The organism is Arthrobacter sp. fls2-241-R2A-200 (assembly GCF_030209745.1).
Taxonomy (GTDB): Bacteria; Actinomycetota; Actinomycetes; order Actinomycetales; family Micrococcaceae; genus Arthrobacter.
Genome location: NZ_JARVRJ010000007.1, coordinates 149,435 through 164,434, shown reverse-complemented (window position 1 = coordinate 164,434; position 15,000 = coordinate 149,435). Strand labels below are relative to the sequence as shown.

Sequence of the window (15,000 nt, the reverse complement as noted above, 5' to 3'; positions counted from 1 at the left end):
GTCAGTCGATATAGATCGAGAGATAACAGCCTTAGGAGCTGCTGGAAATACGGTGGAGCCACTCAAGGAAGAGCTTTAATTCAGAACTGGAAAGCTGGTCCGAATGCGAGGCCTGCAATGCCGCATTCAGTGCGATTGCCGCAACAACTACCGATGACTTGCCTGAGTCGTCCGTTGCGGCGCCAGGGGCGGTGTCCGTGGAGACGGCAAAGATCATGGAATCCCGGGTCATCGTTGAGAGCTCGAGATTCCGGTCCTCTACCGGTTCGGCGATCAACATGAGCGTGACACCCACGTTGGCCGCCAAAATGCTGCGTGCCGCTTCGCGGGGCGGCACATTGATCTGGCCTGCGATGGCCGCCTTGTTCAGCATCTCCTCCAGGAGCGCCTCAGCATCGGCCACGATTGCCGGGCGGCTTTCCGGCCGGATATTGCCGAACATCACCAGATATAGATGGGGCTGGGTGAGCCCGAACTGGACGTGGTTATCCCACATCCGCCGGACGTCCTCCAGGGGCTCCCCGGACGGCGCAAAATCCCGTTCCCCCGCCACGTATTCTTCGAAACCGGCGGAAACGACGGCGTCAAAAAGACCTTCTTTGTCGCCAAAGTGGTGGTAGAGCGTAGGGGCCGTGACTCCGGCGAGCTTGGTGATCTGGCGCGTTGAGACCGCTGACCCCTCCGAATTCGCCAGCAATTCGGCAGCTGCACGAAGCAACCGAATTTTCGGCGGAAGCTGGTCATCGAAACTCATAACCGCTACCCTAACACCTATAGCGTTGCTATATGAAGTGGCTCACAAGAGTATTTTGTAAGCTAATCCCGTAGGCTCCCAATGCCGTCGTCGGCGGGTTGAACCAACAAGCAGGAACAGAGGATTCAGTGCAGAATTTCCAAGGCGTCGGGGTCAGCCCTGGCCGCATCATTGGTTCCGTCCGCCAGATGCCAAAGCCGGTGAGCGAACCGGCGTCGGGCGAGCGCCTGGCCGCGAACACCAGCCCGGAAGACGCCGTCGCAGGCCTGAAGGCCGCCGCGCAGTCCGTGCATGACGAACTCAAGCGGCGCGCGGACTCCGCCTCGGGGGACGGCAAAGCGGTGCTGGAAGCCACGGCCCTGATGGCCAAGGACACCATGCTCCTGAAATCTGCCGCGAAGCTGATCAATGCCGGTTCCTCCGCAGAGCGGGCCATCTGGGAGGCCGGCGCCTCGGTCTCCGAAATGCTGCACAATCTGGGCGGCTACATGGCCGAGCGCGCTACCGATGTGCTGGACGTCCGCGCCCGCATCGTGGCCGAACTCCGTGGCGTCCCCGCGCCCGGCATCCCCTCCTCTGACACACCTTTCATCCTGGTCGCTGAAGACCTGGCACCGGCAGACACCGCGACGCTGGATCCCGCAGTGGTCCTGGCACTGGTGACATCCGGCGGCGGACCCCAGTCGCACACGGCAATCATTGCCCGCTCGTTGGGGTTGCCCGCGGTAGTCGCGGCTCAGGGTGTCGACGCCATCGCCGACGGCACAGAGGTGTACGTCGACGGCGCGGCTGGATTTGTCGCAGAGTCGCCTTCGGGTGAGCATCGGGCTGCGGCCACAGCCTGGGCGGAAACCTCCGCCACCCTGGCGGCATTTGACGGCAATGGCACGACGGCGGACGGCCACTTGGTGCCGCTCCTCGCCAACGTGGGCGGAGCCAAGGATGCTGTGGCAGCAGCAGGCCTCGGGGCGCAGGGTGTGGGCCTGTTCCGCACCGAATTCTGCTTCCTGGAGCGCGACACCGAGCCATCCGTCGATGAACAAGCAGCGGCGTACAAGGCCGTGTTTGACGCCTTCCCCGGCAAGAAAGTTGTCCTCCGCACCTTGGATGCCGGGGCTGACAAGCCGCTGCCCTTCCTCACCGACGCCAGCGAGCCCAACCCTGCCCTGGGCGTTCGTGGCTACCGCACCGACTTCACCACCCCGGGCGTCTTGGAGCGCCAACTTGAGGCGATCGCCCGGGCTGCCTCCGAGTCCGAGGCAGATGTGTGGGTCATGGCCCCGATGATCTCCACCGCCGCCGAAGCAGGTCGCTTTGCTTCATTGTGCGCTGCCGCCGGAATCCAGACCCCGGGCGTCATGGTGGAAGTTCCCTCTGCCGCCCTCACGTCCGCCGCGGTTTTGCGCGAAGTAGAGTTCGCCTCCCTGGGCACCAACGACCTCACCCAGTACGCCATGGCCGCCGACCGCCAACTCGGGCCCCTCGCCGAGCTCAACACGCCCTGGCAGCCGGCAGTTCTCCGCCTGGTGCAGCTCACCGTGGAAGGTTCGACGCTCGAAGGATCCGGCCGGGAAGGCGACAACAAACCGGTAGGAGTCTGTGGCGAGGCGGCAGCGGACCCGGCACTCGCCGTCGTGCTTACCGGGCTGGGTGTCACCACGCTGTCCATGACGGCGCGCTCGCTAGCAGCGGTGGGGACGGTGTTGAAGACGGTCACGCTGGAACAGGCCCAAGAGCTCGCCCGCTTGGCGCTCTCGGCCCCCAGCGCCATCGAAGCCCGCGATTGGGTGCGCGCAAAGCTCCCCGTGCTGGACGAGCTCGGGCTTTAACAGTCCGGCCGCCTGCCCGTTTCGATGCTTCGCTGCGGAGCATGCCGTGCGAACGGCACTGCCCGCAGCGGGCCATCGAATTGGGCACGTCCGCACCCGTTGGACGCCACACGCTAGGCTTCTGCCATGGCATTGATAGCTCCCCGCGTCACGGCAGGCCTTCCCGCCGACGACGCCAGGAATCTCGCGCGTTCCCTCCAGGACAGCAACGACGTCACGGTGTTCGTGGACGGCACTGTCCACCGCCTGCCCGGTGACGCGAGGGACGCCGTCCTGGACCTCTTGGCACGGCTTGGCCGGGGTGAAACGGTGACGGTCAGCAGCGTGGAGGAAATGCTCACCACGTCCCAAGCTGCGGAACTGGCCGGCATCTCGCACACCTACCTGCGCAACATGACGGATCGTGGCGAAATCCCGGTGGAATACAGGGGAACGCATCGTCGTATCCGGCAAGCTGCGATCATCGAGTGGCTGGAAAAGCAGAAGCGCTCCGAGGCCGAGGCCGCCACCCCCGCGGAAACCGGGACCAAGGAAACGGGACCCAAGCACGCATGACAGCACTCCTCTCCGCCGACGTCGAAGCCTTGGGCCTGACCGGCCGGATCTACTGGGCTGACGGAACCCCCGCTCCAAGTGCAGCACCAGCAACAGCGACACCACCAACACCCACTTCAAGCCACGGCAGCGCGAGCAGCGGACCGGCCTACATCCTGATCCACGGCATCGGGGTATCGCACAGGTACCTCGCCCGGCTCCATGCGGTCCTTGGCGCGGGTTCCCCCACCTATTCCTTGGACCTGCCAGGCTTCGCAGGCACACCGAAGCCGGGACGGCGACTTCAGGTGGAAGATTACGGGGCGTTCATTGCCGAGGCCCTGGTGTCCTGCGGAATCGAGTCCTACATCTTGGTGGGCCATTCCATGGGGGTGCAGTTCGCGATCGAGGCTGCGTTGCATGCACCGGAGCGTGCCGATCGGGTGGTCTTGATGGGCCCGGTGGTCGACGCCAAACACAAGAACCTGTGGCGCCAGTCCGTCGCGCTCGGCCTCGATGGCCTGCTGCGCGAGAGCCCGTCCTCCAACTGGTTGGTCATCAGTGATTACCTGCGTTGCGGACCCCGCTGGTACCTCACCGAGCTGCCCGTCATGATGCAGTATCCAACCCATGCACGGTTGGCCGGGATCACGGTGCCGGTGCTGATCCTCCGTGGAAGCCGCGACCACGTGGCCGGGCCGGAGTGGTGCCTGCGGCTCTCCAGGACTGTCCCCCAAGGGCGCCTGGTGGAGATTCCCGGCGTCGGACATGTGGCCCAGCATATGCGCCCCAAGGCAGTGGCCGACGCCATTCGCAGCTTCGTCTCCGCCACGGCCCGCCACCGCTGAGCGGCGGCCCCGGAAGCGTACGACGCCGGCCGGTCACCCCGCCTGCCCTTGTTGGGTCCGTGTTGCCCGGCTAGGCTTGCCATGTCAGCGCAATAGTAAGTTTGCTTACGAAAGGGTTGCTCGTGACCAAGGACTCGAAGGAAGAAACACAAGGCTTCGGCGTAACCGGTGCCAAGGGACCCGTGGACACCACGGCCCCAGCGGACAGCATCCATGAAGACCCGGACATGCGCCGGGATCGTGACGATGATCCCGCAGCCTCGGCAAACCCCGACCCCCTCAACGGCAACATCACCGGGCTGGAACCGGGAGGGGGCGTCCCGCCAGGTGAAACCCCGCCCGCCGAGGACAGCATGAGCATGGATCAAGGACACGACGAGTAACGCACGCCAGCGTGCCCGGGCTACGTGAGCTTCAGGATCTTGCCGAGATCGTAGTCGGCCGGTTCCTCCAGCTGCGAGTAGGTGCAACTGTCGGGTGTCCGGTCCGTCCGCCACCGCCGGAACTGGGTGGTGTGCCGGAAACGATCGCCCTCCATATAGTCGTACGCCACTTCGATCACCAGGTCAGGGCGAAGCGGGACGAAAGAGAAGTCCTTGCCGCCGCTCCACCTGCTCTGGGCCCCGGGCATCCTGGAACCACCCGCCGCTTCATCTTGCGTGGCCCACTCACCCCACGGATGGTCGCCGAGGTCCACTTGGTACGGTTCCAACTCGGCCACCAGGCTCTCCCGTTTGGCCATGGGGAACGATGCCACCACCCCCACGTGGTGAAGCCGCCCGTCGTCGTCGTAAAGGCCCAGCAGCATGGACCCGACGACCTTTGCCGTCTTGTGCCAACGGAAGCCCGCCACCACGCAGTCCGCGGTTCGCACGTGCTTGGTCTTGAACATGACGCGCTTGTTGGGTTGATATGTGCCGTCCAGTGGTTTGGACAGCACGCCGTCGAGCCCTGCGCCTTCCAGTTGGACGAACCACTCCTTGGCCCTCTCCAAGTCGGTCACTGCGGGGGTGATGTACACAGGGGGTTCGGCCGTGGAGAGTGCTTGCTCCAGGACTGCTCGGCGTTCCGAAAAAGGCCGCCCCGTCAGGTCCTCGTCACCTAGGGCAAGGATGTCGAAGGCGACCATCGACGCCGGGGTCTTCTCCGCCAGCATCCGGACCCTGCTATCGGCAGGATGGATGCGTTGCTGGAGAACCTCGAATTCAAGCCTGTTGCCTTGGATCAGGACAATCTCGCCGTCGATGACGCACTTGTCCGGAAGGTTCCCCTGCAGCGCCGCCACAAGCTCCGGGAAATACCGGGTCATGGGCTTCTCATTCCGGCTGCCGAGGACTATCTCGTCCCCATCCTTGAAGACGATGGTCCGGAAGCCATCCCACTTGGGCTCGTAGTGCCCAACATCGGGGATGTCAGGGACTGACTTGGCGAGCATGGGCGAGACGGGCGGCATCACGGGCAGGTCCATAGGTCAATGTCTACCTGCCCTGGCCCAGTGAAGCTAGTGTTGGGCGATGGATATCCGGCCGTGTTGCGGGCGGGAGCCGTGACGGCCGCGCAGCCGTTACATTAATGTGACTTTGTTTTCCGGCTAGGGTAACTTCATAGGGCGACCCGGAACTCCGCTGGGCCGTTTCCGGGCTGACGCCGAGCTCTGCCGCAATCCGGGATTCCGCTAGACCCACGGCAGAGACGGGGGACCCAGTGTTCCGGGCTTGTTCCCCGACAAGCCCTTGGGGTGTAGCCGCCAACCGCGGCCGGACGGCCTCGTCCGAACCCGACAGCTAACCTCGAAGGCGTCGAGAGGCAACAACCATGTCCCCAACCATGGATCAGCCGCGACGCGCCCTGCGTGAGAGCGAGCGCGCCAAACCAACAGGCCGCCGTCGGGCGTCTACTGACAGTCCCGCACTTGCGGACCCGGCACTACCGATGACCCGTGCGGCACGGCGTGCCGCCGAGCGGCAACGCGAGCACGCTTCCGGCGTGGGCGTCGACGACGCCAGCCACGCCGTCGACGCCGAACGACCCGCCGCAGCTGGGCCCCAGCCCGTGCAAACCGCGTTCGAGCAAACCGCGACCGTCCCCGAGGCCCTGGCTGGAGAAGCACCGGCCGGAGCAGATCTGGCCGGCGACGATCTGGCCACAGTTCAGATTCCAGCCGTTCAGCCCGCCCCTACTGAAGCGACCGCGGAACCAGTCGCCGCAGCAGTCACGGCAGCCATCCCGCTCCAAGCTGCCGAGGTCTCTTCGTTTCCGCACCACCGGCCGCGCCAATACAGTCGCGAACCATACGCGGTACTACACAAGGCCGCGTCAGTCCGCCACATGAGCCAACGCATGGCCATGGTGGCAGGGGCATTGGGCCTGGCCTTGACTGTGGGCACGGTGGGCCACGCTCTCGATCTTCCGTTCTTTGGCAGCGAAAGCAAGGTCACGGACGCCAGTGGCGGCGGCGCCGGTGACGCGACTGCACAAACCACGGCCTCGATCTCCGGCGTGCCCGGCGGTTCCAGCGCCGCATCCGCTGTCGCTGCCTCGGCGGGTGCAACGCCTACTGCGGAGTCATCAGACGTCAGCCAAGCCGCCATTGTTTCGGGCGCGCCGGATACTGGGGCGTCGTCGTCGCCCGCGGCCTCCGGCACTCCCACAGTTTCCCTTGCGCCGCCAGTGTGGGTTCCTTCGGCAGCCCAACCAGCAGCGCCGGGCACGCCAGCCGCACCCGCGCCTGTTCCCGCCCAGCCAGTTCCCGCCCAGCCAGTTGCGAGCGGCGCGGCTTCGGACAACGTTCCGACGACGCCGCCCACCTCGACGCCTACTGCTACCTCAACGCCGCGCCCTACGGCAACACCCACACCTCAGCCCACCGCCACCCAGGCCCCGAGCCCTGCACCACAATCCTCGGGGCAGTCGGCGCTCGGATCCCTTCTCGGCACAGTCAAGAAGGTACTGAAATGAGCCCTCGGCTCCCTACGGCTTTCGGACACACTGGCTGGCATGGCCGGTACTGCCGCGCGAGCCGCACGGCCCTGGTTCGGGGCCGGATTGGCCGCTGGAGCTGCCAACGACTCCAGCGCTCCTAAGAGGCCCAGGGTCACAGGACTAGATCCTCGGCCTGCCGGCCCAGCGCCGTGCCTTCAACGCCGCGTGCAACTCAAGCCGGACCGCACCATTCAAGGGATCCGCGCCAATGAGTTGCCGAATGCGGCCGAGCCTGTTGTAGATGCTGCTTCTGTGAAGGTGAAGCTTGGTGGCGACATCTTGGACCGAACTGTCGTTGTCGTAAAGGAGTTCCAGCACCGGTAGGAGTTCACCGTTGCGGTCGTGATCCTCCAAAGCGCGGAAATGCACACTGCCTGTGTCATCCCAGCCGCCCGGCGCCTGAAGTCGGTCGAAAAGTTGGTAAACGCCTACGGCCCTGACGTCCACGAGCTCGCCCAACGGCGGATCCACAGCGGCAGCTTGCGCAGCCACTTTTGACTGCCGGTACGCAGCGCCAAGTTGCCGGATCACATTGAACGGCTCGCTGATCCCCAAAATGACACGGTCCACGGTTCGTCCGGCGCGCTTGGCAAGCTCCAGCTGGTAGTGCACCAAGACCTGGGCGTGATCGGCCCTGCCGCCGGATTCGCGGAACAAAACCACGGAGTGGGTCTCTGTGCCGGCACTGAAGAGGGCCGGGTTGACCCCGATAGTGGACTGCAGCGCTGCCGAACGGTGCGTCAGGGTCGCGGCGAGGGGGTCGACGTCGGACCTCGCACCGTCCGCGTCGAGGATGGTCACCAGTTGCCACGGACCCCGGCCTTGGATTTCCTTCCACCCCGCCACGGCTGCGACCGCGTTTGATTCCCCGCTGCAGGCCGCCATGAACTCCTGTTCCCGGCGTCGCCGGAATTCGGACTCTGCGGTGTTGGAATCGAGGAGCAAACCGGCCAGCAGGTCCAGCTCGTCACGTACGGCGGGCAACTGGGCGAGTATCGCCGTCGCACTTTGTTCCTCGGCGTCTTGTTGCACCCAGAGGTAGCCAACCCGGAAGCCTCGCACCAGCAGGGGGACGCAGACGCGGCCCAACATGCCCAGTTCCTCGTTGGCGGGGACGACGACGGGGCGGACCGCCGTCGAGATTCCGTGCGATAGCTGCCACACGCTGACGTCGGAGGGAACCCGTTTACTGAGGAGGAAGTTCACGCGGACGCGATCGGCGTGGGATTGGTTGGAGCTGTAAGCAAGAAGCAGCCCGTCGAGGTCTTCCAAGGACAGTCCCCGGCCCAGTTTGGCCGCTACCTTTTCAACGATCTGCTCCACGTCCTGCTGCATCCCGAAAGCGTACCAACACCAGACGACACCTGACGGCCCAGCGATCGACAAATGTCGAACCACGCACGCCGAAAACCCTGATTTTCCGGGGTTTTCCCGTTACCGCTATCAGGAAACCATGTCGCCTGCCTCACAGCCGGATTTATTCTGGAATCACAGCCCGCAGCAAGGATTCGGCCGAAAAAGGCCGGGAACAATGGAGCCCCCACATGATCATCGGCGTCCCCAAAGAAATCAAAAACAACGAATTCCGCGTAGCCATCACGGCCTCAGGTGTTCACGAGTTCCGCACCCACGGACACACGGTTCTGGTGGAGCGCGGCGCAGGCCTCGGCTCGGGGATCACGGACGAGGAATACTCGATCGCCGGCGCCGAGATCGTCAACGAAGCTGATGACGTCTGGGCCCGCGCTGACATGGTCATGAAGGTCAAGGAACCCATCGCGGCCGAGTACCACCGCTTCCGCAAGGGCTTGATCCTCTTCACCTACCTGCACCTCGCCGCGGAACCGGAACTCACCGCCGAGCTCATCAACTCCGGCGTCACCGCGATCGCCTACGAAACCGTCCAGGACGGCCGGGCGCTTCCGCTGCTCGCTCCCATGTCCGAGGTCGCAGGCCGGCTTTCCGTGGTTGTCGGCGCTTCCTCGCTGATGGCCCCGGCCGGCGGTAAGGGCGTCCTCTTGGGCGGCGTACCGGGCGTCCGCCCGGCAAAGGTCGTGGTCCTGGGCGCAGGTGTGGCCGGAACCAACGCCGCCGCCATGGCCCTGGGCCTCGGTGCTGACGTCACCATCATGGACATCAACATCAACCGGCTGCGCGAACTGGATGCCCTTTACCAGGGCCGCCTGAAGACCGTTGCCTCCAACGCCTACGAGATCGAGAAGTCAGTAGTCGACGCAGACCTCGTCATCGGTTCAGTCCTGATCCCGGGCGCCAAGGCCCCCAAGCTCGTCACCAACCAGCTCGTAGCCCGGATGAAGCCCGGTTCGGTACTGGTGGACATCGCAGTTGACCAGGGCGGCTGCTTCGAGGATTCACACCCCACCACGCACCAGGAACCCACGTACAAGGTCCACAACTCGATCTTCTACTGCGTTGGCAACATGCCCGGCGCCGTCCCGAACACCTCCACGTACGCACTGACCAACGTCACCCTCCGCTACGCGGTGGCTCTGGCCAACCTGGGCGTCCGGGCTGCGTTCGATCGCGATCCTGCCCTCGCTGCCGGCCTCAACATCGCCGGAGGCCACGTGGCCCACCACTCCGTCTCCGAGGCACACAACCTGCCCCTCGTCACCGATTGGCACAGCCTGGTCTCTGCATAAGGACCTTCAACTCCCCGGATTGACACGTAAGGGCAATGTTCCCCAGGAACATTGCCCTTACGTGTTATCTCGCCGGGAGCGTGGGGACACCAAGGACACCGGGCACGGCCGGGCTGGCCGGCACAGGGATGTCGGGTCGTTCCACAGGGGGAAGCTCAACACCTGGCGGGGTGACGGGTGCCGTCACCGGTGGGCTGGGAATGCTGAGATTGCCAGGATCAACGCGGGGTGAAGCCTTGGGGCTCGGGCGTGAAGCGCCTTCTCCGGGCGTGGAACGTGGGTCTGGGTGCGCGGCGCCGGACGGGCCGGGGTTAGCCGGCGCTGTCCCTCGGGCCGGGGCCGCCGGATGCGTCGCTTCGTTGACGGGAAGCGGATCCGGGGTACTGACAGCAGGCTCGCCCTGCCGGGGAGCCTTGCCGGATGCCGGGACCAACTGGGTGACCATGGAGCCGATCGCTTCGCCAACATGTTGGACAACGGCAGGGATGCCGCCCTCCGAGGCAGCTGCGGCCGTGGCTCCGCCGGCCAGGGTTGCCGCGACAGCGAAGCCTGCCAGAGCGGTTCGGCGCTTCCGACGACGCCGGGCCGCGAGTTCGTCCTCGTTGGCGCAGGAAGCCGGGGCTGCCACCGTGGCGAGCACCGACGTCGGCACCTCCGACAATGCGGCAGGACCGTCCGCCGTCGTAAGTTTGCTGGTGACCGCTGCAGGGCCACTGACCATCAACGCGCGGACGGCAGCCGAGGGCGACGGCGGCGTGCTTGCCCAAGAGCGCAGTTCAAGTAATTCGGACCGGATGCCGCCGAGGTCGTCCGAGCACGCGTCGGCATCGGCGAGGAGGCGGTCGATGGCCTGCTCGTCGTTCATCCTGCGCCGTGCGGTTTCTTCACTCATTCTGAGCCGTTCCTTAGTAGTGCGCGCTTCTTCAACGCGCCCAGTGCCCTGCGTTGCAGTTGTTTCACGGCGCCTTGGGACTTACCCATGATCGCCGCAGTTTCTTCCACCGAGAGGTCTGCGACCACCCGCAGAGCAAGGACCTCGCGGTAGTCGTCGGGAAGGCCGTGCAAGAGCTCGGTAACCCCCAAGGAGCCAGCGCCGAAGGCTTGGTCTTCGGCGGACGGGGCCCTCCGGGTGTCCGTCTCGACCTCGTATGGCGCAGGTTCGGGCCTGCGCTCCCGACGACGGTAGTGATCCACCATCCGGGCATGCGCGATCGAAAACAGCAGGGTTTTTGCCCCTTGCAGCCCGCCGTGCAGGGTGTCGAGCCTTGGATACAGCGCGAGGAAAACATCTTGGGTGACCGCTTCGGGATCGTCCACTCCGCGCGCCCGGAGGTAACCGCAGACGGGCCCGGCGAACTCATTGTAGGCAGCAGTGAACAGCAGGGCGGGATCATGGTGGTCCGCCTGCACATATTCATCAACTAAAGGGTCAAGCACCCTAGGCTGCCTCCGTCCGCACAGCGAAGCTTCGCCGCGGCCTATGCCCGGCACCGTCGCTGCGGTCTGTCACGTAGCAGGGCTCCCTGTCCTAGCCAAGGAGCCCTGCCGTTAAACCGTAACCGCTACTTGCTTAGCGGACAGAATCCAGGGCTGCGCCCGGAACGGTCGGTACAGCGGAAGGCACCTGGGTGGGTACGGCCGGAACAGCGGGGGTCGCTGGGACGGCGGGTACAGCCGGCACCGCCGGGGTTGCCGGCACGGCAGGTACAGCGGACTTCACTGTAGTACCGGTAGCGGCGTCACCCTGCACGCTGGCGTCGGCCTTCAGGCCAGCTGCCTTGCCTGCAGTAACGACGGCCTTGCAGTGTGCGTCAACCTTGGTGTCGCCGCCCGCGGCAACAACCAAGGACTGGTAGCCAGGGACCTTGGTGTCGGCCTTCAGGCCGCCGTTCAGGAACGCGGTGCAAAGGCCGAATGACTCGGGGGACGTGGCATCTTTGACGGCGTCAGTCGCCTTCGCATGGACGCCGGCAACGGTGTTACCCGCCTTGGCCGTCGCGGCGTCCGCGGCAGCGGTTGCGCGCGCCTCTGCACTTTCGACGGCGCCTGCCACGCGGGTCTTGGCGTCAGCCCCGGCGTCGGCTGCTTCTGCGGTCTTCGCGTCTACGGCGGACTTGGCAGCAACCGGTGCGGGAGCGCCGACGAGGTTGTGCGCGCCCTGCTGGATCTCAGTGGGAAGAGCACCGTTGAAAGCGGCGACGCCGGTTCCACCGGCAGCTACGGCTCCGACGGCCAGGACGCCCGCGGCGACTTTGCTGGTGGCGATAACAGTGAACAAGGACATGAAACCCTCCGACATACGGTGTGGATTGCCCCGGCAGCGATGGATCCGCTACCGGATGATCAGGTGCGGACGTGGCCCGCACACCCCTTACATCGTTCTTGGGTGCCATGAGGTTACGCGGTGTCGAAAATTCTTTTTCGTCCTGATCTCACGCCAGCCTCCGGGCCTGCTCAATGAGCCGGAGCACCGCAACCGAGTCGGCCGGATCCACGGGTACCGGACGCGCCGAGGTGATGCCGCCGTCGTTGAGCTTCTCGGCGAGTAACCGGTAAAACTCCGGGTACGCCCCGCGCTCCGTGGGTATGGTCCGCTGCTGCCCATCCACCTCGAGCGTGCCATGGTTTTCGGGAGGTTCGACGCCGTAGGCCGGGTGACTCGGCAACCCGCCCTTGCGGACAAACGGCTCCTGCGGGTCGCTGCCGAATTTCACGAACGCACCGCGGCTACCGAGCACCCGGAAGCGCGGTCCGTGCAGGTGGCTGTTGAGGTTGATGGTGACGTGGCTGATGACGCCGGACTCGTGCCGGAGGGTCAGGAAGACGTCGTCATCAGCATTTTCCTGCGCGCGGCGTGCCGCGATTTCCGCGTAGGTAACGGTTGCAGGCCCGAAGAATCGGAGCGCGAGATCCAGCACGTGCGTACCGAGATCGAACAGCACTCCCCCACCGTCCTCGGCTGTGGCACTGGCCTTCCACGCCTTGGCGATCTCCGGCGCCCACCGCTCCATGCCCGCCTCGAACCTGGTCACTTCACCCAGGGTGCCGGCGTCGAGCAGTTTCTGCACCGTGAGGGCGTCGCCGTCCCAACGGCGGTTTTGATAGACGGTGAGGACGCGTCCCAGGCTGGCGGCGAGTCGGATGAGTTCCTCACCGTCGGCGCTGTGGACCACGAACGGCTTATCGACGACAACGTCCAGGCCGGCTTCCAGCGCCGCCTTCGCCAGCCGATGATGGGTTGCGGGCGGTGTGCCAAGGACGATCAGGTCCAGTTCGTCCGCGAGCGCCACGAGGTCCAGTGGGGCGTCCCCGATCTTGGCGTTCGGGTACCGTTTGGCGGCTTGGGCCTGCCTTTCGGGGTCCGACGTTGCGAAGGCCGTGAGCTCATAGGAAGGGTTGCCGGCAATGTAGGGCGCGTGGAAAACGCTGCCCGATAACCCGAAACCTGCGATCGCTGTGCGGATAGGCCTGGAAGTCATGTGCCAAGGCTAGTTCAGGACACTCCACCATGGGGCCCGCGCCACCGGGCGGCTACGACACGGCAAAGGCCGGGAACCCTGCACCACCGTGAGCGGAGCGCGGAGTTCCCGGCCTCCAGAAAGCCGGGTCGGTCAGTTAAGAGCTACTTCTTGGCGCCCTTTTCCCAACCCAGGGTTGTCCAGTCAGGTACGTCCGAGAGGCTCTTGAACAGCGACGGGCCATAGTTGGCCAAGCCCGTGTGCACGAACTGGATCTCCGGGCCGTTCAGGATGGTACCCATGGAGTAGTACTTCGCCATGTGCGCCTTCTCGATGTCCATGGCGGCCTTGTTGCGCTGGGCGTCATCGGCCATGCCGGCGACGCTCTTGATCTGCGCATCAAGCTGGGGATCGCCGAGGCCATTTTCGTTGGTGCTGGAATCGTAGTACTGCTTCACCGCATCCGTGGCGTCGGCACCCACGGTGTAGCCGGAGATAGTGAGGTCAAAGTCGCGGGTACCCAGGACTTTGCCAAAATCGGCGTCGCCGCGCTGATCGATTCCAACGTCCATACCGGCAGCCTGGAGCTGCTTTTGGAGGGTCTGCGACGTTGCTCCGATGGTGGGATCATCACCGAAGTTGGTGATCTTGAAGGAGACCGGCACGCCGTTCTTGGCCATGACGCCCTTGTCGTTCGGTGCGTAGCCTGCGTCCGTCAGGACCTTCTTGGCGGCGTCAGCCCCGGTGTCCTTGACAGGGTAGTTGTCCTGGTAATACGGCGAGAACGGCATCAGCATCATGGAGCCGGAGCTCTGTTCGGACCAGTTCAGGCCGTTGAAGCGTACGTCGCGGATGGCCTTGCGGTCGACGGCGGTGAAGATCGCCTTACGCACGGCCACGTCCGACAATGCAGGGCGCTTGGCATTAAGGTTCAGGCCACCGGCGAACAAGCGCTGCCCGCGGCGGATGTCGGTGTTCTTGGTGCCTTCCAGCTGTTTGTAACGGCCCAAGGTGCGTCCGTCCACAGCGTCGATTTCGCCGTTTTTGAAGGCGGCGATGCTGGCGCTGGGTTCCATCTGGCGCCAGATGACCTTGTCCAGGACAGGCTTCTGGCCCCACCACTTCTCATTCGGAACCATGGTGACCGTCTTGGCAGTCGTGTCGTAGTTCTCTACTTTGAACGGACCAGCCATCCACTCGGGGTGCATGTTGCCCGCAAAGCCCTTGTTGAAGATTTCGGCGGTGTTGATGGCCGGGTGGATCAGGCCGAAGAACAATGAAGTCAGTGGGTAGACCGGCTGGGTGGTGGTGACAATGACTTCCTTGTCATTGGCGCCTGCCTTTACCGAGTCCACGAAGGGGTAGTTTCCGGCGGTGACGATGTCAATGGACTTGTCGTCTCCGCGGAGCATCTTCCAGGTGTTGATGAAGGTCTTGGCATCAATCGGCGTGCCGTCATTCCAGGTCGCTTTGTCGTTGACCTTGATGGTGATGGTCTGCTTGCCGTCCTTGACCTCACTCTTGATGTCCTCACAGAAGTCCTTGTTCGGCACGGCCTTGCCGTCGAAGTCAAGCTTCCAGCAGCCACCAATGCCACCGCTGCTGATCGAAGCCATGTTGACCGGGGTCAACAAGGCGGAGGTGTCAGCACTGTTTCCCACATTGGAATTGATGTTGAAATCCGGCCCGATGCTGCTGACAGGAAGCGTCACCGTGCCGCCCTGTTCCAAGTCCTTGGGGTCCTTGGCGTTGATGCTGATCAGTTTGTTGATGTCACCGCCTGCCTGTTGGGCCTGTTGGGAGGCCGGCCCCGACGGCGTTCCCCCACCGCAGGCGGTCAGCGTCAGCGCAGCTGCGAGCGCCACGCCGCCGATCGTCGTGTACTTCTTCATGGTTTGCCCTTCATTTTTTACGACTGGAAATCTTTGCGAG

14 protein-coding genes and 1 riboswitch are annotated in these 15,000 nt (G+C 64.6%); of the genes, 6 read left to right on the top strand and 8 right to left on the bottom strand.

Features of this window, described 5'->3' with window-relative positions; genetic code table 11:
- Nucleotides 1-31: 31 nt before the first annotated feature.
- Nucleotides 32-754 carry a TetR/AcrR family transcriptional regulator gene (locus QRN42_RS08440; RefSeq protein WP_284978798.1) on the bottom strand — a complete coding sequence of 241 codons (723 nt, stop codon included), beginning with the start codon at nucleotides 752-754 and terminating at the stop codon, nucleotides 32-34.
- 128 nt (nucleotides 755-882) lie between these two features.
- Here QRN42_RS08440 and ptsP point away from each other — a divergent pair, with 128 nt between their 5' ends.
- The 4 genes from ptsP to QRN42_RS08420 all read left to right on the top strand — a co-directional run bounded on the left by ptsP (nucleotide 883) and on the right by QRN42_RS08420 (nucleotide 4,348).
- The gene (gene ptsP, locus QRN42_RS08435) at nucleotides 883-2,583 is read left to right on the top strand and encodes a phosphoenolpyruvate--protein phosphotransferase (protein ID WP_284978797.1); all 1,701 of its coding nucleotides are present in this window, start codon (nucleotides 883-885) and stop codon (nucleotides 2,581-2,583) included.
- A gap of 126 nt (nucleotides 2,584-2,709) precedes the next feature.
- Nucleotides 2,710-3,138: a helix-turn-helix domain-containing protein gene (locus QRN42_RS08430; RefSeq protein ID WP_284978796.1), complete on the top strand. Its 429-nt coding sequence runs from the start codon at nucleotides 2,710-2,712 to the stop codon at nucleotides 3,136-3,138.
- Nucleotides 3,135-3,965: an alpha/beta fold hydrolase gene (locus tag QRN42_RS08425; RefSeq protein WP_284978795.1), complete on the top strand. Its 831-nt coding sequence runs from the start codon at nucleotides 3,135-3,137 to the stop codon at nucleotides 3,963-3,965. Before QRN42_RS08430 ends, QRN42_RS08425 begins: the two co-directional genes overlap by 4 nt.
- A 122-nt stretch (nucleotides 3,966-4,087) precedes the next feature.
- Complete coding sequence (locus QRN42_RS08420; RefSeq protein ID WP_284974987.1) at nucleotides 4,088-4,348, top strand: DUF6480 family protein; 261 nt, start codon at nucleotides 4,088-4,090, stop codon at nucleotides 4,346-4,348.
- A 20-nt stretch (nucleotides 4,349-4,368) separates the two neighbouring features.
- Here QRN42_RS08420 and QRN42_RS08415 read toward each other — a convergent pair whose 3' ends face one another.
- The gene (locus QRN42_RS08415) at nucleotides 4,369-5,433 is read right to left on the bottom strand and encodes an ATP-dependent DNA ligase (protein WP_284978793.1); all 1,065 of its coding nucleotides are present in this window, start codon (nucleotides 5,431-5,433) and stop codon (nucleotides 4,369-4,371) included.
- 195 nt (nucleotides 5,434-5,628) lie between these two features.
- Nucleotides 5,629-5,778, top strand: a riboswitch (cyclic di-AMP (ydaO/yuaA leader).
- A 14-nt stretch (nucleotides 5,779-5,792) separates the two neighbouring features.
- Here QRN42_RS08415 and QRN42_RS08410 point away from each other — a divergent pair.
- Nucleotides 5,793-6,923, top strand: a complete 1,131-nt coding sequence (locus tag QRN42_RS08410; protein ID WP_284978792.1) for a hypothetical protein — start codon at nucleotides 5,793-5,795, stop codon at nucleotides 6,921-6,923.
- A 144-nt stretch (nucleotides 6,924-7,067) separates the two neighbouring features.
- Here QRN42_RS08410 and QRN42_RS08405 read toward each other — a convergent pair whose 3' ends face one another.
- The gene (locus QRN42_RS08405; RefSeq protein ID WP_284978791.1) at nucleotides 7,068-8,282 is read right to left on the bottom strand and encodes a PucR family transcriptional regulator; all 1,215 of its coding nucleotides are present in this window, start codon (nucleotides 8,280-8,282) and stop codon (nucleotides 7,068-7,070) included.
- A 209-nt stretch (nucleotides 8,283-8,491) separates the two neighbouring features.
- Here QRN42_RS08405 and ald point away from each other — a divergent pair, with 209 nt between their 5' ends.
- The gene (ald, locus tag QRN42_RS08400) at nucleotides 8,492-9,610 is read left to right on the top strand and encodes an alanine dehydrogenase (protein ID WP_284978789.1); all 1,119 of its coding nucleotides are present in this window, start codon (nucleotides 8,492-8,494) and stop codon (nucleotides 9,608-9,610) included.
- 64 nt (nucleotides 9,611-9,674) lie between these two features.
- On the opposite strand, the gene QRN42_RS08395 is transcribed toward ald, so the two are convergent.
- The 5 genes from QRN42_RS08395 to QRN42_RS08375 all read right to left on the bottom strand — a co-directional run bounded on the left by QRN42_RS08395 (nucleotide 9,675) and on the right by QRN42_RS08375 (nucleotide 14,960).
- Entirely contained in the window at nucleotides 9,675-10,502 is an 828-nt protein-coding gene (locus tag QRN42_RS08395; RefSeq protein ID WP_284978788.1) for a hypothetical protein, read from the bottom strand.
- Complete coding sequence (locus QRN42_RS08390) at nucleotides 10,499-11,047, bottom strand: RNA polymerase sigma factor (RefSeq protein ID WP_284978787.1); 549 nt, start codon at nucleotides 11,045-11,047, stop codon at nucleotides 10,499-10,501. Before QRN42_RS08390 ends, QRN42_RS08395 begins: the two co-directional genes overlap by 4 nt.
- A gap of 133 nt (nucleotides 11,048-11,180) precedes the next feature.
- Entirely contained in the window at nucleotides 11,181-11,894 is a 714-nt protein-coding gene (locus QRN42_RS08385; protein WP_284978786.1) for a hypothetical protein, read from the bottom strand.
- A gap of 148 nt (nucleotides 11,895-12,042) precedes the next feature.
- Nucleotides 12,043-13,089, bottom strand: a complete 1,047-nt coding sequence (locus tag QRN42_RS08380; RefSeq protein WP_284978785.1) for a Gfo/Idh/MocA family protein — start codon at nucleotides 13,087-13,089, stop codon at nucleotides 12,043-12,045.
- Nucleotides 13,090-13,232: 143 nt separating this feature from the next.
- Nucleotides 13,233-14,960, bottom strand: a complete 1,728-nt coding sequence (locus tag QRN42_RS08375; RefSeq protein WP_284978784.1) for an ABC transporter family substrate-binding protein — start codon at nucleotides 14,958-14,960, stop codon at nucleotides 13,233-13,235.
- Between the last annotated feature and the right edge of the window lie 40 nt (nucleotides 14,961-15,000).